We start from the raw sequence: 21,708 nt of genomic DNA, 5'->3' as shown, positions 1-21,708 counted from the left end.
ATCGCAGTTCGCCGGGCGCGGCGGCCGGTGTGACCAACCCGCGGACGACCGCTTCGCACAGCCCCGGTACGGTCCGCCCCCCGGCCGCGTACCCTGTCGTCCCATCAGCAGCCCATCACGAAGTGAGCCCCCCGCCATGCCCACAACACCTGAAATGTCGATGGACATGACGACCGATCTGACGGCGGTCGGTGACACCGGTCTTCTCGACACTCTGCAGCACGAGGTGGCGCTCTTCGCCCGCCGCGCCGAACAGACCCGGCTCGGTGGGGTCGGCCAGGTGCGCAACTCCATGGACCGCGCCGCCTACCTGCTGCTCAACCGTCTCGACAAGGAGGGGCCGATGGGCGTCAAGGCGCTCGCGGCCAGCATGGGGATCGACTCCTCGACGGTCACCCGGCAGGTGGCGCCGCTCGTCGACACCGGCCTGGTCACGCGCGCCTCGCACCCCGAGGACGGGCGCGCGGTCGTGCTCCAGCTCTCCCCGCGCGGGCAGGCCCGTCTGGAGGAAGTGCGCGCGTCGCGACGCCAGTTGATGGCCGAGCTGACCAGCGACTGGGCGCCCGAGGAACGGGAGGCGTTCTGCACGCTCCTCACCCGTTTCAACGGCGCGCTGTCCTCCCGGATGTCCGCCCAGGACCGGGGCGACGCCTGATCCACCGGGAGCCGTGACCGGACCTCCCCGGCCGCGCGGAAGCGCGCCGGCCGTGGCGAAGGGCCCGCCTCCACCCGTGCGCGCCTCTTGACCGGGAGGCGCTCCCTGGCCTGATATGTGGAGGGGGTTCGTGTCCGCGGCGCGGTACGGGACCGGCTCTCTCCGGGGCTACGGGAGGTGTGGGTGCGACCACGGCATGCGCTCGACGACGTCCGCGCCCAGGAGTTCCGGGCGTACGTCGCGGGCGCGGGCGGACGGCTGCTGCAGACCGCGACCCTCCTCACCGCCGAGCCCCCTGACGCCAACCCGCGGGCGCGGCGCCTGCTGACCCTGGCCCTGGCCCGTACGTACGCCGGCTGGGACGGGCTGCACGGCGAGGACCCCTACGACCACACCCGCCGGTATCTGGTGACGCGGTTCGCGCTGAGTGCCTGGCACCGGCACGGCGCGCTCCGTCCCCGGCCCCGCCCCGGCGGCCCGCTGGCCGTGCTGAGCCCCCAGGAGCGTCTGGTCCTGGTGCTGCGGCTGCACGAGGGCATCGCCGAGGAACAGACCGCGGCGATGCTGGGGCTGCCCCTCGATCGCGTACGGGCCGCGCACGACCGCGCGATGGCGGCCGTGCTGCGTCCGCCGGCACGCCCCGCCCCCGCACCGGTACGCGTCGACACGGTGCCGTCATGACCGGGGAGGCGGGATGAACCGGGCGGACCGCGAGGCGCGCGTACGGCGGCTGATGGAGCAGGCGCCACCGGCCGTGCCGCCCGACCTCGTCCTGGACGCCGTGCGGCGCGGGGCCCGCAGGGAGCGGCGTCGCGCCCTTGCCCGCCGCGCCCTGTGGCTGCTGCTGTGCGCGGCGACGGTGGCGTTCGTGGTGTGGGCGCTCACCGTCCGGCCGTGGGTGGAGCCGCCGTCCGAGACGACTCCACCTCTGACCGGCTGGTGAGGACGACCATCAGGGCCCGTCCGGCGGATCATGCCGAAGGCGCGGGGTCTCACCTGGGCCGTGAAGCGCCGTCGGTCACCTCCGACATGGTCCGCCGGACAGGCCCCTAGCGGCCGAGCGCCTGCTGGAGGTCCTCCAGCAGGTCGTCGACGTTCTCGATGCCGACGGACAGGCGCACCAGGTCGGCCGGCACCTCGAGCTGCGAACCGGCGACGGACGCGTGCGTCATCCGCCCGGGGTGCTCGATCAGCGACTCGACGCCGCCCAGGGACTCACCGAGGGTGAAGACCTTGGCGCGGTTGCAGACCTCGACCGCCGCCTCCTCGCCGCCCTCGACGCGGAAGGAGATCATGCCGCCGAAGGCACGCATCTGCTTGGCGGCGACCTCGTGACCGGGGTGCTCGGGCAGACCCGGGTACAGCACGCTCGTCACGCGCGCGTGACGGCTGAGCATGTCGGCCACGCGCGTGGCGTTCTCGCTGTGGCGGTCCATGCGCACCGAGAGCGTCTTGGTGCCGCGCAGCACCAGCCACGAGTCGAAGGGGCCGGCGACCGCGCCCATCGCGTTCTGATGGAACGCCAGCTCCTCGCCCAGCTCCGCGTCGGCGGTGATCAGGGCGCCGCCGACGACGTCCGAGTGGCCGCCCATGTACTTGGTCAGGGAGTGCACGACGACGTCCGCGCCGAGCGCGAGCGGCTGCTGCAGGTACGGCGTGGCGAAGGTGTTGTCGACGACCAGCCGCACGCCGGCGTCCCGGGCCACCTGGGCGACGGCGGCGATGTCGGTGATGCCGAGCAGCGGGTTGGAGGGGGTCTCCACCCAGATGACCTTGGTCTTCGGGGTGATCGCGGCCCGCACGGCGGCCGGGTCGGAGGTGTCGGCGACCGACCACTCCACGCCCCAGCGGGCGACGACCTTGGCGAACAGGCGGAACGTGCCGCCGTACGCGTCGTTCGGGATGACCACGTGGTCACCGGGCGCGAGCAGCGTGCGCAGCAGGCAGTCCTCGGCCGCCAGCCCGGACGCGAACGCGAGCCCGCGGCGTCCGCCCTCGAGGGCGGCCAGGTTCTCCTCCAGCGCGGTCCTGGTCGGGTTGGCGCTGCGGCTGTACTCGTAACCGCCGCGCAGGCCGCCGACGCCGTCCTGCTTGTAGGTGGACACCTGGTAGATCGGCGGGACGACCGCGCCCGTCAGGGGGTCGGCGGTGTTGCCCGCGTGGATCGCGAGCGTCTCGAAGTGCTGACTGATGTGCCTGTCGCTCATGGGCCCGAGGGTAGTGCGCGCTGCGGGGTGATGACGTCCGCGGCCTGCCGGGCGGGGCTGCGGGGCGGGCCGGAGGGCGGATGCGGGGGTTTTTCCACAGGTTCGGGCACCGGGTTGGCCATCGGGCGGCGTGGTCTGGTTCGCTTGTGGCATGGAGATTCTGTGGGTGCTGATCGCGCTCGTCATGCTGTTCGTCGTGGTGACGCCGTTCCTCAGGCGCCGGCGCGGCGCGGTGGGCCTGGTTCCGCCCGGCCACCCGGACGCGGCGGACCCGGCGAACTACGGCTTCGCGCTCCAGGAGGAGCTGGACGTCCGCATGCCCGGACCCGACCAGGACCTGCTGGACGTGCTGGACGTGGTGCAGCGCACCCAGGACTACCGCGCGGCGCAGCAGTTGCTGGCCGGCACGGCGGCGGACGGCGAGACGCGCTGGCAGCGGATCCAGGCGTTCGCGGGTGCCGCGTCCCTGGAGCTGGCGCAGCGGCCCGGCGGTGTCTCCGAGGCGCCGGGCGGCCAGTGGCTGCGGGTGTGGCGCACGGAGGCCCCGAAGGACGCGGGCGGTGCCGCGGTGCACGCCGAGTTCCTGGTGCAGCAGGCGTGGCGCACGGCGGCGCCCGGCACGGACGAGTTCCGGATCATCATGGAGGAGGCGAAGGCGGCGTGCGGCGAGGCGGCGCTGCTGGCCCCCGGCGACCCGGTGCCGTACATCGTGGAGCTGTCCGCGGCCCGCGGGCTCGGTTATCCCCGGCAGGAGTTCGAGCAGGTCTGGCTGAAGATCCTGGACCGCGCCCCGGCGCACATGGGCGCGCACCTGGCCGCGCTGCACTACTGGTGCGAGAAGTGGCACGGCTCGCGGGACGAGGCGTACGCGTTCGCGGAGGCCGCGGCGGCGCGGGCGCCGCAGGGGTCCCTGCTGGCCGCCATGCCGCTGTTCGCTGTGTTCGAGCACCTCCCGGAGGTGAATCTGGTCTCCGGCTTCTACCAGAGCGAGGTCGTCACCAGGGCGATCCACGGCGCGCTGCACGCGGTGCACTCGGCCCGTCCCGACGACCCGATGCTGGCGCACGTGCGCCACATGCTGGTGTTCTTCCTGGTCCGCGCCGAGCGCTGGGCCGAGGCGATGAACCAGCTCATACACGTCGACGGCCATGTGGGCGCCCTGCCGTGGACCCTCTCCGCCGACCCGGCGGCCGAGTTCGCGGTCTACCGCGCGATGGCCGTCGCCGGCTACGAGGCGAACGGCGGCAGCCCGGCCACGCTGCCGCACTGACGTCAACACCCGCGCGACGCCCCGGCGTTTGTCCGGATATTGCCCCGTCCGCACCCATATTCTTGACCCCTGCGAGGTCGGCGCCGGCCTCGGGTCGAGGAGTCGGATGTGGCGAACGTACGGGTCTACGAACTGGCCAAGAAGGTCGGGGTCGACAGCAAGGTCGTCCTGGACAAGATGACCGAACTGGGCCACCTCGTGCGGTCGGCGTCGGCCACGATCGAGGCGCCGGTGGTGCGGGAGTTGATCGACGCGCTGAGCGCCGTGCAGGAGCGCATGCCGGAGCAGCGCGCGTCGGAGCCCCGGTCCTGTCCCGGACCGCCGCCGGCCGGTTCGGTGCTGCGCCCGCAGCACCACGAGTGGGACCCCACGTCCCGCTGGAAGCCGCTGCAGCCCTTCGACCCGCGCCGGGTCGGGCCGTACACCGTGCTGCGGCGGATCGGCAGCGGCTCGATGGGCAGGGTGTTCCTCGGCCAGTCCCCGGCCGGACGGCTGCTCGCCGTCAAGGTAGTCAAGGAGGAGCTGGCCGACGACCCGGAGTTCCGCAGGCGCTTCCAGCGGGAGGTCGCCGCGGCGCGGGGCGTGAACGGGTTCTACGCGCCCCCCGTCGTGGACGCGGACACCGGCGGGGACATCCCCTGGCTGGCCACGGCGTACGTCTCGGCGCCCTCCCTGAGGGACCTCGTGGACGCGTGCGGGCCGCTGCCCCTGAAGGCGCTGCGCTGGGCGGCCGCCCAATTGGTCGAGGCGCTCCGGTCGGTGCACGCCGCGGCGATCGTGCACCGTGATCTCAAGCCGTCCAACGTGCTGGTGGGCGTCGACGGCCTGCGCGTGATCGACTTCGGGCTGGCCCTGGCGGCCGCCGCCGCGGCCAGCAAGCTGACGGTCGCCCACGCCACCCTCGGCACCCCCGCCTACATGTCGCCCGAGCAAGCCTTGGACGCCCGGAAGGTGACGCCCGCCAGCGACGTGTACGCGCTGGGCGCCGTGCTGGTCTTCGCCGCGTCCGGGCACAGCCCCTATCCGGGCGGCGACCCCGTCCGCACGATGATCCGCATGCAGACCGAGGCACCCGACCTCAGCGGCGTACCGGAGGCGTTCGTGGACGTCGTCGCGCCGTGCCTGCGCCGGGACCCCGCCGGGCGCCCGGAGCTGGGTGAGCTGCTGGACCGGCTCGCGCGGGACATGGAACCGGGCCCGGACGGGATGTACCGGCCGTCGGAGCTGCTGCCGCCGGCGGCCTTCGAGTTCCTCGGCCTCCAGGACGTGTGACACGGCCCGCCGTGACCTCCTCGTGGCGGCCGTCCCCGCCGCCACGCCACGACGTAACACCCCCCGTCGGCTTCCGACGAACGGAGCAAGAGTGCAGGAAGTCATCTACCTGTCCGACCGGAAACTCTCGCAGTTTCTGCCCGGACTGCGGTCCGCCTGGCCCCGGCAGCGGGTCAGCGTCTCCACGCCGTTCGGCGGAATGGAGGTCGACCCGTCGCCCGGTCCCGCGTCCGACCTGTGGGGCAGGCATCTGCTGCGGGTGGTGCGCCGGGTCCAGGAGTCGGCGCGCTGGTACACGGAGTCGGGGACGCGGCCGGGGCAGTGGATCGCCTTCGAGGCCCCGCTCAACTACTTCGTGCTGGAGGGAGCGGACCCCTCCATGGTGTTCTTCGCGGACGCCCCCGCGGCGGATCAGCCCGTCCGGCTGCTGCTGCACGGCTCCCGCGAGCACCTGATCGCGAGGCCGCTGCCGCGCGTCACCGACAAGACCATGGAGTCCGGCGCCCTGGTGCGCGATCTCCTCGGCTCCGACGCCAGCGCGCCCGGGGCGCTGCTCGCCGCCCTCTCCGACGACCTCGGCGCCGGACCGGACGGCCGGCGCCCCTCGCTCGTCACCGCGCTGCGCGGGCTGCTGGCCCGCATCGACGCGCAGACGCATCCGGAGATGGCGGCGTCGATGCGGGGTTACGCCCGCGTCACCACCGGCTTCACCGCCACCGACGGACCGGGCCTGCTCGTCGCCAGCCCTCTCTACGTGGAGTACGACGACCCAGCCTGACCCCGGGGCCGGGCGGGGCGTCCCTGGGCGCCTCGCCCGCCACGGCCCACGGGCCCGGTATCCATGGCCCGCGGGTCCCGTGCCCGCGGCCCCCGGGAACCCGTACCCACGGCGTCGGGCCACGGACGTGCCCGTCCCGCGCCGACACCGCACAACGCGCCGGCCGCACCGGAGCAGGAGGCCGACCGCCTCCGTCATCCGGGGCATGGGACGGCCGCACAGCGCCGCCACCCGGGTCCGCCGGCCCCGATGGGAACCGCGACGGCGGTCCGCTCCGCGCGTCGGGCGTGGGGCGGACCGCCGGCCAGGCCGCCTCGCGGCGGCGCACCGCTCAGATCGTCGCCGTGTCGATCACGAAGCGGTAGCGGACGTCACTGTTCTCGACGCGCTCGTAGGCCTCGTTGATCTCGGACGCGGCGATCAGTTCGATCTCCGCGCCGATGCCGTGCTCGGCGCAGAAGTCCAGCGTCTCCTGGGTCTCGGCGATGCCGCCGATCATCGAGCCGGCCAGCGACCGGCCGCCGCCGATCAGCGAGAACAGGTTGAGGGACACCGGCTCCTCGGGGGCGCCGACGTTCGCCAGGGTGCCCTCGGGCTTGAGCAGCGACAGGTACGCGCCGAAGTCCAGCGGGGCCGACACGGTCGACACGATCAGGTCGAAGGAGCCCCGCAGCTCCTCGAAGGTCTTCGGGTCGCTGGTGGCGTAGTAGTGGTCGGCACCCAGCCGCAGCCCGTCGTCCTTCTTGCGCAGGGACTGCGACAGCACCGTCACCTCGGCGCCCATCGCGTGCGCGAGCTTGACGCCCATGTGGCCCAGGCCGCCCATGCCGACGATCGCGACCTTGCGGCCCGGTCCGGCGCCGAAGCGCTTCAGCGGGGAGTACAGCGTGATCCCGGCGCACAGCAGCGGCGCGGCGACGTCGAGGGCGAGGCCGTCCGGGATGCGCACGACGAAGTTCTCGTCGACGACGACCTTCTCGGAGTAGCCGCCGTAGGTGGGCTCGCCGTCCCGGCCGATGCCGTTGTACGTCGGGGTCTGGCCCTGGACGCAGTACTGCTCCTTGCCGGCCCGGCACATCTCGCACTCGCGGCAGGAGTCGACCATGCAGCCGACACCCACCCGGTCGCCGACCTTGAACCGGGTCACGCCGGGGCCGACCTCGGACACGACGCCCGCTATCTCATGGCCGGGGACCATCGGGAAGATCGCCTCGCCCCACCCCTCACGGACCTGGTGGATGTCCGAGTGGCAGATCCCGGCGAACTTGATGTCGATCAGCACGTCGTGCTCGCGCACCGCGCGCCGTTCGATGGTCGTGCGCTCCAGGGGCGCCTTCGCGGCGGGCGCGGCGTACGCGGCGACAGTGGTCATACGAAGTTTCTCCTCCTCAAGGGGGCGTGCGGCCCGGTCCTTGCTCCGCCCGGGCCCGCACGGGGTCCAGCCTGCGACAACGGACGGCGCGTACCCAGACTTCCTGGTTTCGTACGCACGCTGTGCGTACCACTGGCGGGGACAGGCTGACGTGCGTACGAACGGGCACCATGGACACATGGACGAGCAGACCGGCGAGCCGGCCGGCGCCCCGGGCCGCGGCCTGGACCCGCGTGCCGAGCTGAGCGAGTTCCTGCGCACCCGCCGGGCGCGCCTGAAGCCGGAGGACGTGGGCCTGCCGGACGTCGGGCGGCACCGCAGGGTGCCGGGCCTGCGCCGGGAGGAGCTGGCCCAGCTCGCCGGGGTGTCCGTGGCGTACTACACGCGCCTGGAGCAGGGCAACGGACGGAACGTCTCGGCGGAGGTGCTGGACGCGATCGCCCGCGCGCTGCGGCTGAGCGACGCCGAGCAGGCGCACCTGACGAACCTCGCGCGGCCCGGCCGGCACCGGAAGCGGCCGGCGCCCCGCAACCGGCAGGCCCGCCCGGCGCTGCGGCAGCTGCTGGACGCCATGGAGACGGTCCCGGCGTACGTGGTGGGGCGGCGTTCGGAGATCCTCGCCTGGAACCGGATGGCCGCCGCGCTCTTCGGGGACTGGGGCAGACTGCCGGCGCAGGAGCGGAACTGGGCCCGGCTGGTCTTCCTCGACCCGGGCTACCGGGACCTGTTCGTGGAGTGGGACCAGAAGGCCTGCGACATGGTCGCCTACCTGCGCATGGACGCGGGCCTGCGGCCCGACGACCCCCTGCTGTCCTCGCTGGTCGGGGAACTGTCGGTGAAGAGCGAGGAGTTCCGCAGGCTGTGGGCCCGGCACGACGTCAAGGAGAAGAGCCACGGCGTCAAGCGCCTGCGACACCCGCTGGTCGGTGAACTGACGCTGCTGTGGGAGTCGTTCCGCCCGGCCGGCGAGGCGGAGCAGTCGCTGGTCACGTACTTCGCGGAGGCCGGGTCGGCGTCGGCCGAGGCGTTGCGCCTGCTGGGCAGCTGGAACGCGGACGCGCTGCCGTCGGGGACACGGACGGCGGCCGGCTGAGGGACGGGAACGGCCCGCGGGAAGCGCGTCGCTTCCCGCGGGCCGTCCGTGACCCGTGCGCCGCGTCGGGCGCCGGGTCCGGGGCCTACTTGCCGAAGTAGGCGTTGTGGATCGTGATCGTGGACGCGTTGCCCTTCTTGTCCGTGATCCTGGCGCGGAAGGAGATCGCCTTGCCCTTCGAGGGGTTCTTGACGGTGATCCTCCCCTTCGTGACCGTGGTCTTCTTCCAGGTCTTGCCGCCGTTGTAGGAGACGTACACCGCGAGGGACTTGAGGTTCCTGCCCTTGGCGGCGCCCTCCACGACGACCGGGAAGGTGGCCTTCTTGCCGGCCGTGACCTTGCTGTCCAGCCCCGTGGCCGCGACGAACCGGGCGGAGGAGACGGGCAGCTGCCTGGTGCCGGAGACCTTCTTGGAACGGAAGGTCCAGCTCGCGTCGACGCGGGTGGACACGGCGGCGAGCTTGGCGCTGCGCTTGACCGAGGCGGTCAGCCGGTACGCGGCGTCACCGGAGGGGACCTTGAAGCTCTCGTAGCCGGACAGCGGGTCCTTGAGCGAGCCGACCTTCTTGCCGTTGCGGTAGAGGGTCGTGACGGCGGACGTGAAGTCCGTCGAACCCACGTGGCCCTTGCCGTCGGCGAACAGCGGGATCATGCCGTAGAGGCTGTTGCCCTCGCGGAAGACGCCGTAGCCGGCCGCGAGACGGGGACCGAAGACCGCCGTGTTGACGGTCTCCTTGTAGGACGTGCCGCCCTTGTAGGCCTTGCGCGCACCGATCAGGTAGCCGGCGTCGTAGACGGGCCAGCCGTCCGCGTCGTGACCGGACTGCTGCTCGAAGTCGAGGTCCCACTTGACGCCGTTCACCGTGGACAGGTGCAGGGTGCGGGTGGCGGGCAGCTTCTGCGCCTGGCCGAAGCCGGACGCGCTCTCACTGCCGGGCAGCCAGCCGAACGCGCCGACGGAGCCCTCCTTGCCCTTCGCCGCCGCGCCCATGGCGACCTTCACCGTGGCGAAGTCCTTCGCCCTGTAGTTCCGGGTGAAGCCGGTGGCCAGCTTCTTCACCTTGCCGCCGGTGACGGTGCTGTACTGCTCCTTGCCGCCCTTGCTGTAGTGGGCGTCCCACTGCTGGAGCAGCGTGCCGTCGGTGACCTGCGGGCCGAGGTGGGCGGAGCGGAAGCCGGCGAACGAGTCCAGCCACCAGCCGAATCCGGACGAGCCGTCCTCGGTCCCCAGGCTGTACTCGGCCGAGGCGAACTCGGGCCGGGCGCCCTTGACCGGCAGGGTGACATCGACCGGCTTGGCCTTGCGGGCGTCCACCGTGACGGTGGTGTTCTTGGTGACGTCCAGCTTCGGCTGGGCGATCCAGTCGGCGCCCCGCCACTTCTCCGGGTCGGAGCCGACGAGGACGCTGGCGTCCAGGACGTAACCGCCCCGGGGCACGCGGACGGTGACCGCACCGTCGGCCTCGTACGGCATGTAGCCGCGGCCCGTGGCGAGGCCGGACAGGCCCGCCAGGAACGTCGTGTAGTTCGAGGCCGGCTTGCCCGCCCGGTCGAGGAACTTCAGTGTGAGGTCGTACGACTCGACCTCGCGCTCCACCGCGGCGGCGGTGCGCACGGCCTGACCGCCGCCGGTGGCGACCACGTACGCCGAGTAGGCGCCGTCGACGGTGCCGCCGAGCCGGGTGTCGGCGGTGACGTCGACGGAGGCCCTGCCGCCCGCCGGGACGGTCACGGTGGTCGCGCCGAGGGTGAAGAACCCGGCCGGCGCGGCCTTGCCCTTGGGGTCGGTGGCGGTGGACGTCAGCTTCAGCGTGACGTCCTCGGTGCCGAAGTTGCGGTAGGTGACCTGACGGGTGACCGGCTTGTCGTCGGTGTGCGGCCACTGCTGCACCCCGAAGCTCAGCGACACCGGCTCGGCGATCACGGTCTGCGCGATCGCCTTGTCCACCTGGATGCGGCCCGAACCCTGCTCGAAGGGGGTGTACTTGCCGCCCTTGGTGGAGCCGGTGAGCGCGCCCTTCAGCTCCGCCGAGGTCCACTCCGGGTGCTGCTGCTTCAGGATCGCCGCGGCGCCCGCGACGTGCGGGGTGGCCATCGACGTGCCGGAGATGGTCATGTACCCGGCCGGCTTCTCGCCGACCTCCTTGGCGATCTCGTTGCCCGTCGCCGAGGCGGCCGTGATGTCCACGCCGGGGGCGGTGACGTCCGGCTTGATGGCTCCGTCGCCGACGCGCGGGCCGGTGGAGGAGAACTCGGCGAGCTTGTCCTTGTCGTCGACGGCGCCGACGGTGAGGGCGGCGTCCGCGCTGCCGGGCGAACCGATCGACTGCGGGCCCTCGTTGCCGGCGGCGATGGCGAACAGGATGCCCTTCTCGGCGGACAGCTTGTCGACCGCGGCCTCCAGCGGGTCGACCTCCGGGGTGTCCATGCCGCCGAGGCTCATGTTGACGATGTCGGCGCCCTGCGCGGCCGCCCACTCCATGCCGGCGAGGATCCCGGAGTCGTCACCGAAGCCGCCGTCGTCGAGGACCTTGCCGTTGAGGATCTTCGCGCCGGGCGCGACTCCCTTGTACAGGCCCTTCGACCGGGCGCCCGTGCCGGCCGCGATGGACGCGACGTGGGTGCCGTGGCCGACCACGTCCCCGGTGGTCGGGGCGGTGGTGAAGTTCTTGGCCGCGGTCACCTGGCCCTTGAGGTCCGGGTGGTTGGCGTCCACGCCGGTGTCCAGGACGGCGATCCTGACGCCCTTGCCGTCGAAGCCGGCCGCCCAGGCCTTCGGGGTGCCGATCTGTGCCACCGACGTGTCCAGGGACGCCTTGCGGACCCCGTCGAGCCAGACGTGGGCGATCCCGGAGGCGGTACGGTCCCCGTCGGTGACCGCGTCCCACAGTCCGGTGGTGTCGTCCTGCGGCGTCTGCACGGCGTCGGCGTTCAGCGAGGTGAGGCTCCGGCGGACCGTGCCCGCGTCGCGGACCTCGGCCTTGGCGGCCTGCGCGCCGCCCTTGTAGCCGACGATGACCTTCAGGCCGCGCTTGTGCGCGTCACGGGTCGCCGCCTTGTTCAACTCGGTGACGTCGAACAGCCGCTGGTCCAGCTTGCCGGTGGCGACCAGCCGGGCGGCGTCCGCCGGAATCACCAGCGTGTGGCCGTCGCTGCGGCGGACCTGGACGGGTATGTGCTCCCGGCCCTCGGCCCGCTCCAGGCCCACCACGCGGCCCTTGGCGTCCACCGCGACCCGGTCACCCGTGATGAGGGTGATCCGGTGCTTGCCCTTCGGCGCGGCCGCACTCGCCGCCGAGCCGGCCGTGCCCTCCCCGTCGGCCGACGCCGGGCCGGCCATGCCCGCCGCGAGCGCGACGGCGGTCGCCGTGGCGATCGTGGCCGCGCACGCTCTTTTCACTTGTCTGCGCAAGGTTCCCCCTAGCGAAGTCGCCGGGTGGCGGAAGCATCACCCGGCCGGGGGTGGTCTCGTACGCCTGCGCGCACCCCCCGGTGCTCGGAGTATGCCGAGGGGTGATCAAGCGGCTCAAGGGCGATCGGCGGAGGTCGGGAAGTCGCCGGGTGACTGTGATGTCACCGACGGAACTCCGTTACGAAACCGCGTGGTTGGGGGCATCGGGGCGGGTGTCGCGAAACGGCCGACGCCCCCGTCGCCGCTCCTGGAGGAGGGGACGAGGGCATCGGCCGTGGTGGTGTGGGGTGTTCCGCCGAGGGAGGGTGGATCAGGCCTCGGAGCCCGCCTTCCACTGCTCCCAGCTCATGTTCCAGCCGTTGAGGCCGTTGTCCGGGGCGATGGTCTTGTCACCGGTGTTCTGGACGACGACGACGTCACCGACGATCGAGTTGTTGTAGAACCAGGCGCCCGGGGTGCTCGGGTCGTTCGCACCCTTGGCGTCGGCCAGGCCCACGCAGCCGTGGCTGGTGTTGACACTGCCGAAGATGGACTTGGCGCCCCAGTAGTTGCCGTGGATGAAGGTGCCGGAGGTCGACAGACGCATGGCGTGCGGCACGTCCTTGATGTCGTACTCGCCCTTGCCGTCGTCGTCGGTGAAGCCGACCGTGGCGCCGTTCATCCGGGTCTCCTTGAACTTCTCGGAGATCACCATCTGGCCCTCGTACGTCGTGTTCTCGGGCGCGCCGGCGGAGATCGGGATGGTGCGGACGACCTTGCCGTTCTGCGTGACCTTCATCTGCTTGGTCTTGGCGTCGACGTAGGAGACCTGGTTGCGGCCGATCTTGAAGGTGACCGTCTTCTGCTGGACGCCGTAGACGCCCTCGGCGCCCTCCACCCCGTCGAGCGCCAGCTTCAGGGTGACGGTGGAGCCCTCCTGCCAGTACTGCTCGGGACGGCAGTCCATGCGGTTGGCGTTGAACCAGTGGCAGGCGACCTCCTGGCCGCTGGTGGAGGAGACGGTGATCCCCTTCTGCACGGCGGCCTTGTTGGTGATCGCCTTGTCGAAGTTGATCGACACGGGCATGCCGACGCCGACCGTGGTGCCGTCGTCCGGGGTGAAGTTGCCGATGAAGCTGTTGGCCTGGGAGACCGTGGTGAAGGAGGCGTTCTCGTGGGCGACGAGACCCTCGGCGTCCTGGGCGGTGGCCGTCAGTTTGTAGGTGGTGGCGCGCTCGAGCTGGCCGCTGGGCTTCCAGCTCTTCTTGTCGGCCGATATCTCACCGGAGACGGCGGTGCCGTCGGCGGTGGTCATCGTGACCTCGGTGAGCGTGCCCTTGTCGACGGTCACGGTGGCCGAGTTGTTGATGGAGGCGTTGGTCGAGCCGTCCTTCGGCGTGATCTTGATCTGCGCCTCGGAGGACTTCTGGGCCGCCGCCTCGTCGACCTGCGCCTGCGAGGTGTCCTTGCCGTCGGTGCCCGAGGCCTTGTCGTCCCCTCCGGAACACGCCGAGAGCACCAGTACTCCGCCGAGCAGAGCGGACGCGGCCGCCAGACCCCTGCGCCGCCGCTTACCGTCCGTCATCACACGCTTCTCCATCGTTGCCAGAATCCCAACCCCACGAGGCCCCGGCGGGAGCCGAGGCGCCTCGTCCACACGTTTCAACGCTACGACCGGGTGATCCGGTTCCCGAGGCCCACGCGTGTGGGACTCACCACGTCCGCCGGTGCGGACGGCGGGAACGCCGGTCAGTGCGCGGATTGAGACGTGCCGATCCCGGGTGGCGGTTGCCTCCCGGGGTCAACATTTCCTCAAGTCGCGTCAGTATTTCCCCAAGTCGCGTCAGCCGCTTCGGCCCGCCCGGTCCTCGTCGTCGTAGGACTCGTCGTGGAACTCGTCCTCATCCTCGTCGTCGACGTCCCATTCCGGCGAGTCCGGGTCGTAGTCGATCCGCTCACTGCTCCAGGAAGCCTGGTGCAGTTCCACCCCCGGCACCCCGGCGACCAGCCCGAACGGGTCCACGAGATGAGCCAGGGCTTCCGCTGTGTCCTCTGTCACAGTCCTTTCGGCGTGCGTCCGTTCCGCGTCCGGCAGCCCCTCGTCGTCCGCGATTCCCCGCAGCGCGGCACCGGTGACCGCCTCCTCGTCGTCGATCTCGAGGACCAGCTCCACGCGAAGCCGTACAAACCGTGATGTCTCTGGAGTGCTCATGCCCGGAGCGTACGGGGACCTGCGCCCGTGACTTTCCCGTGACCCGCGCCGTTCACTACCATCAGCCCACACGGCCAATTCGCCAGCGCCACAAGGGGATCGATATTCCGTGTCATCCGCGCTCCGTCCGTTGCTGACCGCCACCGCCGCAGGCACGCTGCTGTGCGCCCTGTGGTTCGTCCCGTCCGCGAACGCGACCTCGGACACCCCGGCGGACAACGCTCCGTCGGCGAGCCCGTCCCCGCAGGTCACCGAGCAGGCGAGAGGGGTGTCGGCGGCCACGTCGGCGTCACTGGAGAGCACCGGCCAGGAGGTCCGCCTCGCGGACACGGGCAGTTTCGACAGCACCCCGTACATCGTCGGCGGCACGGCCTTCCTGGCCATGGGCGCCGGCTTCGTCGTCTACTCGGTCCGCCGGGAGCGCCTGGAGTTCTGAGGGCCTCCCCCATGGCGTACCGGGGCCCCGCGGACGCCTCCGCGGGGCCCCGCCGTTTCAGCGCAGCGGCCCGGTGACCCGCTCCACGGCCGCCACCAGCCGCCCGTCCCGTACGAACGCCTCCGCGGCGGCGAGGTCGGGGGCCAGATAGCGGTCGGGGCCGGGGCCGCCCACGCCCGCCTGCCGCAGCGCCTTCAGCACCTCCCGCGTCGCCGGGGCGGGGGTGAGCCCCTCGCGCAGCTCCACGGCCCGGGCGGCGGCGTACAGCTCGACGGCGACGACCCGGGTGAGGTTGTCGACGGCCGTGCGCAGCTTGCGCGCCGCCGACCAGCCCATGGAGACGTGGTCCTCCTGCATCGCGGAGGACGGGATGGAGTCGGCGGACGCCGGTACGGCCAGCCGCTTCAACTCGCCGACCAGCGCGGCCTGCGTGTACTGCGCGATCATCAGCCCGGAGTCGACACCGGCGTCGTCGGCGAGGAAGGGCGGCAGTCCGTGGCTGCGGTTCTTGTCCAGCAGCCGGTCGGTGCGGCGTTCGGCGATGGAGGCGAGGTCGGCGACGGCGATGGCGAGGAAGTCCAGTACGTAGGCGACCGGCGCCCCATGGAAGTTGCCGTTCGACTCCACCCTTCCTCCCCCGGCGCCGAAAGCCTGGGAGGTGCCCCCGGGCAGTACGACCGGATTGTCGATCGCGGCGGCGAGTTCGCGCTCGGCGACCAGCCGGGCGTGCGCCAGGGTGTCCCGTCCGGCGCCGGCGACCTGCGGGGCGCAGCGCACCGAGTAGGCGTCCTGGACGCGGGGCGCGTCGTCCTGGTGATGTCCCGTCAGGCCCGAACCGTCCAGCACGGCCAGCATGTTGGCTGCGCTGGCGGCCTGTCCCGGGTGCGGGCGGATGGCGTGCAGCTCGGGGGCGAGCACCTTGTCGGTGCCGAGCAGCGCCTCCATGCTGAGGGCGGCGGTGACGTCGGCGGACTTGTAGAGGAGGTCCAGGTCGGCGAGGGCCATGACCAGCATGCCGAGCATGCCGTCGGTGCCATTGAGGAGGGCGAGCCCTTCCTTCTCGCGCAGGACGACGGGACGGATGCCGTGGGCGGCGAGCAGTTCGCCGGCCGGCCGCACCACGCCGTCGGGCCCTTCGGCCTCCCCCTCGCCCATCAGGGTGAGCGCGCAGTGCGAGAGCGGGGCGAGGTCGCCGGAGCAGCCGAGCGAGCCGTACTCGTGCACCACCGGGGTGATCCCGGCGTTGAGCACGTCGGCCATGGCCTGCGCGACCTCGGGCCGGACGCCGGTGTGGCCCGAGCAGAGGGTCTTCAGACGCAGGAACATCAGGGCGCGGACGACCTCCCGCTCCACCCGCGGTCCCATGCCGGCGGCGTGCGAGCGGACGATGTTGCGCTGGAGCTGAGCGCGGAGTTCCGGGCTGATGTGCCGGGTCGCCAGGGCGCCGAAGCCGGTGCTCACCCCGTAGACGGGGTCCGGCTTCGCGGCCAGGGCGTCCACGATCTCGCGGGCCGCGGCGAGGGCGGCCACCGCCTCAGCGGACAGGTCGACGCGGGCGCCGTCGCGCGCCACGGCCAGCACGTCGGACGCGGTCACGTCCGACGTCCCCACCACCACAGTGTGCATATCCATATTCAGGAGCCTACGCAGTGAATTCCGCACTGTCACCACCGGATCGGGGTCACACCCCTTACCGCTACGGCGCGTGTCGCCCCCGGAAGCGGCGGCGCTCCCCGTCCGTCTCCCCCGACGGCGCGTCCGCGAGCCGCACCACGGGATCGTCCGGCCCCTCCCGCCCCGCCACCACGGGGTGCGCGGCCCTCTCCGCCTTCGCCCGGTACTGGGCGGCGTCGGCCAGCCGGAACAGCCGCCGCGCGGAGCGCACCGGCCCGATCGGGTCCTCCGTGGACGCCACCCCGCACGCGACGCCGTCCCCGATCCCCAGTTCCACCGCCCGCCGGCACACCTCGTCGGCCGCCTTGACGACCTCGTCGGCCGACGGACCCACCGCCAGCAGACAGAACTCGTCCCCGCCGAGCCGCGCCGCCAGCGCCCCCGGCAGCATGGCCCCGCAGAGCGAGAGCACGGTCCCGAACCGCTCCAGCAGCCGGTCGCCCACGGAGTGCCCGAGCGTGTCGTTGACCCGCTTCAGCCCGTTCACGTCGCACACCACCAGGCTGACGACGGCCCCGTCCCGCCGGTGCCGCTCCACCGCCTCGTCCAGCCGGGAGTCCACGGCACGCCGGTTGGCCAGCCCGGTCAGCGAGTCCGTGAACGCCAGCCGCCGCGCCTCCTCCAGCCGCTCGGTCTGCGCGATGCCCGCCGCCACCACGGAGGCCAGGACCGTCGCGAAGTCGGCGTCGGCGCGCCCGAAGACCGGCTCTCCGAGCGGCCGGGCCACGTACAGCTCGCCCCACGCCCGCCCGTGCAGCACGATCGGCGCGACCACGCAGCAGCCGCGCCCGCGCCGCCGCAGCGCCGCGACCCGCTGGTGGCAGTATCCGGCGCCCCCCTCCTCCGGGCCCTGCGCGGTCTCCACCCAGGCGTCGGGCTCGCCCCCGCCCGCCCACTGCTCGTGCAGGAACTCGGTGATCTCCGCGAACTGGTGCACCGGGTACGACTCGTCCTCGGGGAACTCCTCCTCCCCCTCGGCCAGCTCCCCGACGTTCACCAGCACCCGCAGCCGTCCGAGCTCCCGCTCCCACACGGACAGCGCGGCGAAGCTCCCGCCCAGCGCCCGGCGGGCCCCGCCGGCGGCGGCCCGCCACGCCTCCCGCGAACTGTGCGCGGCGGCCATGCCCTGAGCCAGCGCCACCACGGCCGCCAGCCGGCTGTCCTCACCCATTCCCCCAGATTAGGGAGATTTCCTGATTATCGAGACATCGAGGACGAGGCGTCCTTCACTCCCCCGGCCACTCCGGCCGCCGCTTCTCGTTGAAGGCGGCGACGCCCTCCGCCCGGTCCCCGGAGAACGCCACGGACCGCCAGGCGGCGTCCTCGACATCCAGTCCGGCCGGCAGGTCGAGCCCGTGCCCGAGCCGCAGCGCCCGCTTGGCCGCCCGCAGCCCCACCGGCGAGTTCCCGGCGATCCGCGAGGCCATGGCGAGCGCCTCCTCCCGGTCCCGCCCCTCCTCCACCAGCGCGTCCACGAGCCCGATCTCCCGCGCCTCGACGGCCTCCACCCGGCGCGCGGTGAAAATGAGCTCGGCCGCCCGCGCCGCTCCCACCCGCCGGGGCAGCAACTGCGTACCGCCCCCGCCCGGGATGACCCCGACGGACACCTCGGGCAGCCCCATGACGGCCGTACGGTCGGCCACGATCACGTCGCACGACAACGCCAGCTCGCACCCGCCCCCCAGTGCGAACCCGTGCACGGCGGCCACGACGGGCACCGGCAGGTGCAGCACCCCCGTGTAGGCGGCCCGCGCCACCGGCCGCTGCCGCACCAGATCCGCGTCGCTGAACGAGTTCCGCTCCTTCAGGTCGGCGCCCACGCAGAACGCCCGGTCGTGCGACGAGGTCAGCACCACCGCCCGTACGTCCCGGTCCTCACCCAACGCCGCACAGGCCCCGGCGATCGAACGGGCCATCTCCGTGGACACGGCGTTCATGGCCTTCGGCCGGTCGAGGACGAGCTCCGCGACATGCCCCCGCTCATGCCGGCGCACCAGCACGAACTCCCCGAACCGTTCCTCACTCATGACACCCTCCGGTTAACCTGGGTTAACTTCGCTCGCACCGATCATGACAGCCGGGAGCCGCCGAGGAAAAGGGTCCACCCGTTCGAGTGACATACGAGCGACTGAGGTCCGCCGGCTCCGACAGGCGCGTAGCGTGCGCACACCGCGGCGCGTAGGGGGCGCACGCAGGGGGAGGCAGAGCGATGACACCGGACGAGACCCGCACCGTCCTACGAGGACGCCACCGCAAGCCACGCCGGCGCCGGGCCCTGCTGGCCACGGCCGCGCTGACCCTGGCCGCGGGCGCCGCCACCCTCATCCGCGTGGCCGTGCCGGACGCGCCGGACACAGGCACGGAAGCAGGCCCCCGCCCACTCGCTCCCACCAGTGCCTCGCCCCACTCCCCACCCCAGGCCACCCCGCGAGAACCCCGGCATCCCCTCAGCCGAGCCCGTCCTCCCCAGACCTCTGGGCGGCAAGGCGTCAGCTCCCCTCACACCACCCGGGAGCAGCAACACCCCACCCCCCGCACCCCCGTCGCGCGAACCGGCCGAGGAGCCGACCCTCCAGCGGCCGTCCTCACCACCGCCACCACCCCGGCCGACGACCGAGCCGCCACCACCCCCGCAGACGACTTCCGCCCCGCCCCCACAGGAACCGGACGACGACGACGCCCCGGCCCTCTGCCTGCCCCTGCTCAATCTCTGCCTGGGCGGCTGAGCCGACGCGTCACTCGGACTCGGAGCCGTTGCGGCGGGTGAGCAGCCAGGGCTCCACCACACCGAGGCCACGCACGGGCCGCTGCCACATCGGCTGGAGCGCGAAACGGTACGAGGGCGGCTCCTCGCCCTCCTTCTCCGCCGCGGCCACCGCTTCGGCCGCCGCGGCCTCGCTGGCCGGTGCGTCACCGGTGCGGATCAGCTCCTCGGCGAAGGCGGTGTCCACGAGCACGGCGTCACGGGGCGCTATGGAGGTGAGCCGGGAGGCGAGATTGACGGTCGTGCCGAACACATCGCCCATTCGGGTGGTGACCGTGCCGAAAGCCATGCCGACCCGGAGCTCCGGCATGGTGTTGTCGTTCGCCATGGTCTCGATCAGCCGCATGGCGATCTCCGCCGCGGTCCCGGCGTCGTCGGCGGCGTAGAGCACCTCGTCGCCCAGCGTCTTGATGAGCCGCCCGCCCCGCGCCGCCACCAGGTCGGCCGCGGTGGTCTCGAACGCCTCGACCAGCTCGCCGAGCTCCTCCTCCTCCATCCGGCGGGTCAGCCGGGTGAACCCCACGAGATCGGCGAAGGCGACGGCGAGACGCCGGTCCACCATCTCCTCGTCGTCGGCGCCCTGCACGACCCGCCCGGCCGAGGCGGCCAGCTGCCGCCGCCAGACGTAGACCAGGAACTCCTCCAGCTCGGGCAGCAGCAGCTCGACGATCGGATACGTGACCTCGGTGCGGGTCATGCCGGGCTCGGGCGGCTCGGTCAGCCCCTCGAGGAAGGAATCGATCTGCCATTCGGCCAGACGCGCGGTGGTCTGCCCCGTGGACCGGGCCACCTGCACGGCCATCGCCTCACTCAGCAGCCCGGCCTCCACGAGACCGGCGAGGCGCCTCAGAGCAAGGACGTCCGCCTCCGTCAGGGCCTTCGCCTGACCGACGTCCGCGAAGCCCATCGCACGCCAGAAGCGGGTGGCCAGTTCCATCGTGACGCCGGCGCTGCGGGCCGCCTGGAACGGCGTGTACCTGCGCTCGGCGCCCAGGATGAGCTGCTCGAGGCGCAGAGCAAGCGGATCCTCGCCGTCGCCCTGCGCGTCCGCACCGGAACCCGAGTCGTCGACGCTCACGCGTTGCTGCCCTTCCGATCTGCCACGGTCATGTCTCGACCGGGCTCAACTCTACGGCAGGTGTGCGCCAGCTCACTCCGTCAGGTTGGGCCGTGGGAGCAGCGCCCCCCGGGGCCCTTTTTCAGCCACCCCGCCGGGCCAAGGGGTGCTGCACACCCCGGTGCCCCCATGAGTACCCGGCGCCTAAGGGGTGCCGCCCCAGCGGCACGACTGCCCGCGACTCGCGTACGGCGGGGAGGGGACGGGGTGGGGGCGGTCGCCCGCAGCGGCCGGCGCGTCCGCACCCCGCACTCTCTCCGGGCGACCCAGTCGCGCCGGACCGAGGACGACCGCCCCCACCCCGGCCCCGCCCCACCCACCGAACCCTGGGCGCTACGCCCGCCCCCACCGCACGGAACGATGGCCGCAGGCGCTGCACCAGCCCCCACCGGACAGAAGCCCGCGCCACAGCCCCCCAGACGCTGCACCAGCCCCCACCGGACATAAACCCCCACCGCGGACAAAACCCCCGCCGCAGGCACCGCCCCCTCCCCCCGTCACGTCACATCCGCAGATGAATGATGTCCCCCGCCCCCACCGGCTCCTGCACCCCGCCTCCGTAGCCAGCACCAGCCGCCCGTCCCCGTCCACCGCGACCGCCTCCCCCACCAGCGCCCGATCCCCCGGCAGCTCCGCCCGCACGACCCGCCCAACGTCGCGCACCCCGCCGCGTACGCCTCCTGCAGCCCGCACGCCCCCGCGTCGCCCCCGCGCCCCGCCACCGCCCGTACCACTCCTCCAGCGCCCGCAGCATCCCCCGCAGCAACGGATCCCGGTCCGTGCTCACCGCCCCCGCCAACGCCAGCGACCCCGCCGTGGCCACCGGCAGCTCGTCGGCCCGCAGGCTGACATTGACGCCCACCCCCACGACAACGCCCCCGTCCCCCGTGGCTTCCACCAGGATCCCCCCGGCCTTGCGCTCTTCGCCCCGCACGGTGACCAGCACATCGTTCGGCCACTTCAACGCCGTGTCGACCCCGGCCGCCCGCGCCAGCCCCGTGGCCACGGCCACCCCCGTCAGCAACGGCAGCCACCCCCACCGCTCCACCGGCACCTCCCGCGGCCGAAGCAGCACGGAGAAGAACAGCCCGGACCGCGCGGGCGCGACCCACCGCCGGTCCAGCCGCCCCCGCGCGGCGGTCTGCTCCTCCGCGACGAGAACGACCCCCTCCTCCAGCTTCTCGGCCGCCGCCCGCGCCACGAGGTCGGAGTTGGTGGACCCGGTGCGCTGCACCACCTCCACCTCGCGCCACATCGCCCCCTCCCGCACCAGCCCGCGCCGCAAGGCGGTGGCGTTGAGGGGCGGCCGGTCGAGGTCGGACCACCGGCTACGACCGGTCCCAGGGGATTCGGAGTCATCTCGGGGTGTCATGCAACCCACACTAGGTGTGGGAAACACCGCACTGCCGAACTCACGGCCCCCCACTACGCTACGGATGAGTAACCGTCCCCCCTTTTGAGCAGGCA

General features: G+C 72.7%; 17 protein-coding genes and 1 pseudogene. 8 read left to right on the top strand and 10 right to left on the bottom strand.

Annotated elements, in window-relative coordinates; genetic code table 11:
- Nucleotides 1–166 precede the first annotated feature (166 nt).
- The 3 genes from F3L20_RS04545 (at nucleotide 167) to F3L20_RS04535 (ending at nucleotide 1,598) form a co-directional block, all read left to right on the top strand.
- Nucleotides 167–655, top strand: coding sequence for a MarR family winged helix-turn-helix transcriptional regulator (locus F3L20_RS04545; protein ID WP_382682863.1), 489 nt, complete (start codon nucleotides 167–169; stop codon nucleotides 653–655).
- Between the two features lie 183 nt (nucleotides 656–838).
- On the top strand, nucleotides 839–1,336 hold the full coding sequence (locus tag F3L20_RS04540; RefSeq protein WP_150152423.1) for a sigma factor-like helix-turn-helix DNA-binding protein: 498 nt from the start codon (nucleotides 839–841) through the stop codon (nucleotides 1,334–1,336).
- Nucleotides 1,337–1,349: 13 nt separating this feature from the next.
- Nucleotides 1,350–1,598, top strand: coding sequence for a hypothetical protein (locus F3L20_RS04535; RefSeq protein WP_150152420.1), 249 nt, complete (start codon nucleotides 1,350–1,352; stop codon nucleotides 1,596–1,598).
- 106 nt (nucleotides 1,599–1,704) lie between these two features.
- On the opposite strand, the gene F3L20_RS04530 is transcribed toward F3L20_RS04535, so the two are convergent.
- Nucleotides 1,705–2,862 carry a cystathionine gamma-synthase gene (locus F3L20_RS04530; RefSeq protein ID WP_145827101.1) on the bottom strand — a complete coding sequence of 386 codons (1,158 nt, stop codon included), beginning with the start codon at nucleotides 2,860–2,862 and terminating at the stop codon, nucleotides 1,705–1,707.
- 151 nt (nucleotides 2,863–3,013) lie between these two features.
- Between F3L20_RS04530 and F3L20_RS04525 the strand changes: the two genes are divergently transcribed.
- From F3L20_RS04525 to F3L20_RS04515, 3 genes are all read left to right on the top strand, one after another.
- The gene (locus F3L20_RS04525; RefSeq protein WP_150152417.1) at nucleotides 3,014–4,132 is read left to right on the top strand and encodes a hypothetical protein; all 1,119 of its coding nucleotides are present in this window, start codon (nucleotides 3,014–3,016) and stop codon (nucleotides 4,130–4,132) included.
- A gap of 108 nt (nucleotides 4,133–4,240) precedes the next feature.
- Nucleotides 4,241–5,404 (top strand): translation initiation factor IF-2 N-terminal domain-containing protein, encoded by a 1,164-nt coding sequence (locus F3L20_RS04520; RefSeq protein WP_150152414.1) that lies wholly within the window; start codon nucleotides 4,241–4,243, stop codon nucleotides 5,402–5,404.
- Between the two features lie 91 nt (nucleotides 5,405–5,495).
- Nucleotides 5,496–6,182, top strand: a complete 687-nt coding sequence (locus F3L20_RS04515) for an SAVMC3_10250 family protein (RefSeq protein WP_150152411.1) — start codon at nucleotides 5,496–5,498, stop codon at nucleotides 6,180–6,182.
- A 331-nt stretch (nucleotides 6,183–6,513) separates the two neighbouring features.
- On the opposite strand, the gene F3L20_RS04510 is transcribed toward F3L20_RS04515, so the two are convergent.
- On the bottom strand, nucleotides 6,514–7,554 hold the full coding sequence (locus tag F3L20_RS04510) for an NAD(P)-dependent alcohol dehydrogenase (RefSeq protein ID WP_150152407.1): 1,041 nt from the start codon (nucleotides 7,552–7,554) through the stop codon (nucleotides 6,514–6,516).
- Between the two features lie 178 nt (nucleotides 7,555–7,732).
- Here F3L20_RS04510 and F3L20_RS04505 point away from each other — a divergent pair, with 178 nt between their 5' ends.
- Nucleotides 7,733–8,647 (top strand): helix-turn-helix domain-containing protein, encoded by a 915-nt coding sequence (locus tag F3L20_RS04505; protein WP_150152404.1) that lies wholly within the window; start codon nucleotides 7,733–7,735, stop codon nucleotides 8,645–8,647.
- Nucleotides 8,648–8,732: 85 nt separating this feature from the next.
- Here the strand turns inward: F3L20_RS04505 and F3L20_RS04500 are convergent, their stop codons facing one another.
- From F3L20_RS04500 to F3L20_RS04490, 3 genes are all read right to left on the bottom strand, one after another.
- A complete protein-coding gene (locus tag F3L20_RS04500; RefSeq protein ID WP_150152401.1) occupies nucleotides 8,733–12,047 on the bottom strand; it encodes a S8 family peptidase in 3,315 nt (1,104 codons plus the stop codon).
- Nucleotides 12,048–12,369: 322 nt separating this feature from the next.
- Nucleotides 12,370–13,623, bottom strand: coding sequence for a L,D-transpeptidase (locus F3L20_RS04495; RefSeq protein WP_150152398.1), 1,254 nt, complete (start codon nucleotides 13,621–13,623; stop codon nucleotides 12,370–12,372).
- Between the two features lie 258 nt (nucleotides 13,624–13,881).
- Nucleotides 13,882–14,250, bottom strand: coding sequence for a hypothetical protein (locus F3L20_RS04490; RefSeq protein ID WP_150152395.1), 369 nt, complete (start codon nucleotides 14,248–14,250; stop codon nucleotides 13,882–13,884).
- Nucleotides 14,251–14,359: 109 nt separating this feature from the next.
- Here F3L20_RS04490 and F3L20_RS04485 point away from each other — a divergent pair, with 109 nt between their 5' ends.
- Entirely contained in the window at nucleotides 14,360–14,686 is a 327-nt protein-coding gene (locus F3L20_RS04485; protein ID WP_167534459.1) for an LAETG motif-containing sortase-dependent surface protein, read from the top strand.
- Nucleotides 14,687–14,743: 57 nt separating this feature from the next.
- On the opposite strand, the gene hutH is transcribed toward F3L20_RS04485, so the two are convergent.
- The 5 genes and pseudogenes from hutH to F3L20_RS04460 all read right to left on the bottom strand — a co-directional run bounded on the left by hutH (nucleotide 14,744) and on the right by F3L20_RS04460 (nucleotide 21,613).
- A complete protein-coding gene (gene hutH / locus F3L20_RS04480) occupies nucleotides 14,744–16,312 on the bottom strand; it encodes a histidine ammonia-lyase (RefSeq protein WP_150157217.1) in 1,569 nt (522 codons plus the stop codon).
- A gap of 70 nt (nucleotides 16,313–16,382) precedes the next feature.
- The gene (locus F3L20_RS04475; protein ID WP_150152392.1) at nucleotides 16,383–17,531 is read right to left on the bottom strand and encodes a GGDEF domain-containing protein; all 1,149 of its coding nucleotides are present in this window, start codon (nucleotides 17,529–17,531) and stop codon (nucleotides 16,383–16,385) included.
- Nucleotides 17,532–17,586: 55 nt separating this feature from the next.
- Nucleotides 17,587–18,387: an enoyl-CoA hydratase/isomerase family protein gene (locus F3L20_RS04470; RefSeq protein ID WP_150152389.1), complete on the bottom strand. Its 801-nt coding sequence runs from the start codon at nucleotides 18,385–18,387 to the stop codon at nucleotides 17,587–17,589.
- A gap of 708 nt (nucleotides 18,388–19,095) precedes the next feature.
- On the bottom strand, nucleotides 19,096–20,202 hold the full coding sequence (locus F3L20_RS04465; RefSeq protein ID WP_150152386.1) for an adenylate/guanylate cyclase domain-containing protein: 1,107 nt from the start codon (nucleotides 20,200–20,202) through the stop codon (nucleotides 19,096–19,098).
- Between the two features lie 541 nt (nucleotides 20,203–20,743).
- Nucleotides 20,744–21,613 (bottom strand): annotated as a pseudogene (locus F3L20_RS04460) (biotin--[acetyl-CoA-carboxylase] ligase).
- Nucleotides 21,614–21,708 lie beyond the last annotated feature (95 nt).

Origin of the sequence: Streptomyces tendae, assembly GCF_008632955.1 — a bacterium.
Lineage (GTDB): Bacteria > Actinomycetota > Actinomycetes > Streptomycetales > Streptomycetaceae > Streptomyces.
The sequence above is the reverse complement of the archived record's forward strand: the minus strand, read 5'-3'. Positions and strand labels throughout refer to the sequence as shown.

Bases quoted from the DNA above. Each gene is read 5' to 3' on its own strand.
- F3L20_RS04545 (WP_382682863.1), top strand. From the start codon at position 167: ATGACGACCGATCTGACGGCGGTCGGTGACACCGGTCTTCTCGACACT.
- F3L20_RS04470 (WP_150152389.1), bottom strand. From the start codon at position 18,387: ATGAGTGAGGAACGGTTCGGGGAGTTCGTGCTGGTGCGCCGGCATGAG.
- F3L20_RS04525 (WP_150152417.1), top strand. From the start codon at position 3,014: ATGGAGATTCTGTGGGTGCTGATCGCGCTCGTCATGCTGTTCGTCGTG.
- F3L20_RS04475 (WP_150152392.1), bottom strand. From the start codon at position 17,531: ATGGGTGAGGACAGCCGGCTGGCGGCCGTGGTGGCGCTGGCTCAGGGC.
- F3L20_RS04495 (WP_150152398.1), bottom strand. From the start codon at position 13,623: ATGACGGACGGTAAGCGGCGGCGCAGGGGTCTGGCGGCCGCGTCCGCT.
- F3L20_RS04535 (WP_150152420.1), top strand. From the start codon at position 1,350: ATGAACCGGGCGGACCGCGAGGCGCGCGTACGGCGGCTGATGGAGCAG.
- hutH (WP_150157217.1), bottom strand. From the start codon at position 16,312: ATGCACACTGTGGTGGTGGGGACGTCGGACGTGACCGCGTCCGACGTG.
- F3L20_RS04505 (WP_150152404.1), top strand. From the start codon at position 7,733: ATGGACGAGCAGACCGGCGAGCCGGCCGGCGCCCCGGGCCGCGGCCTG.
- F3L20_RS04510 (WP_150152407.1), bottom strand. From the start codon at position 7,554: ATGACCACTGTCGCCGCGTACGCCGCGCCCGCCGCGAAGGCGCCCCTG.
- F3L20_RS04490 (WP_150152395.1), bottom strand. From the start codon at position 14,250: ATGAGCACTCCAGAGACATCACGGTTTGTACGGCTTCGCGTGGAGCTG.
- F3L20_RS04530 (WP_145827101.1), bottom strand. From the start codon at position 2,862: ATGAGCGACAGGCACATCAGTCAGCACTTCGAGACGCTCGCGATCCAC.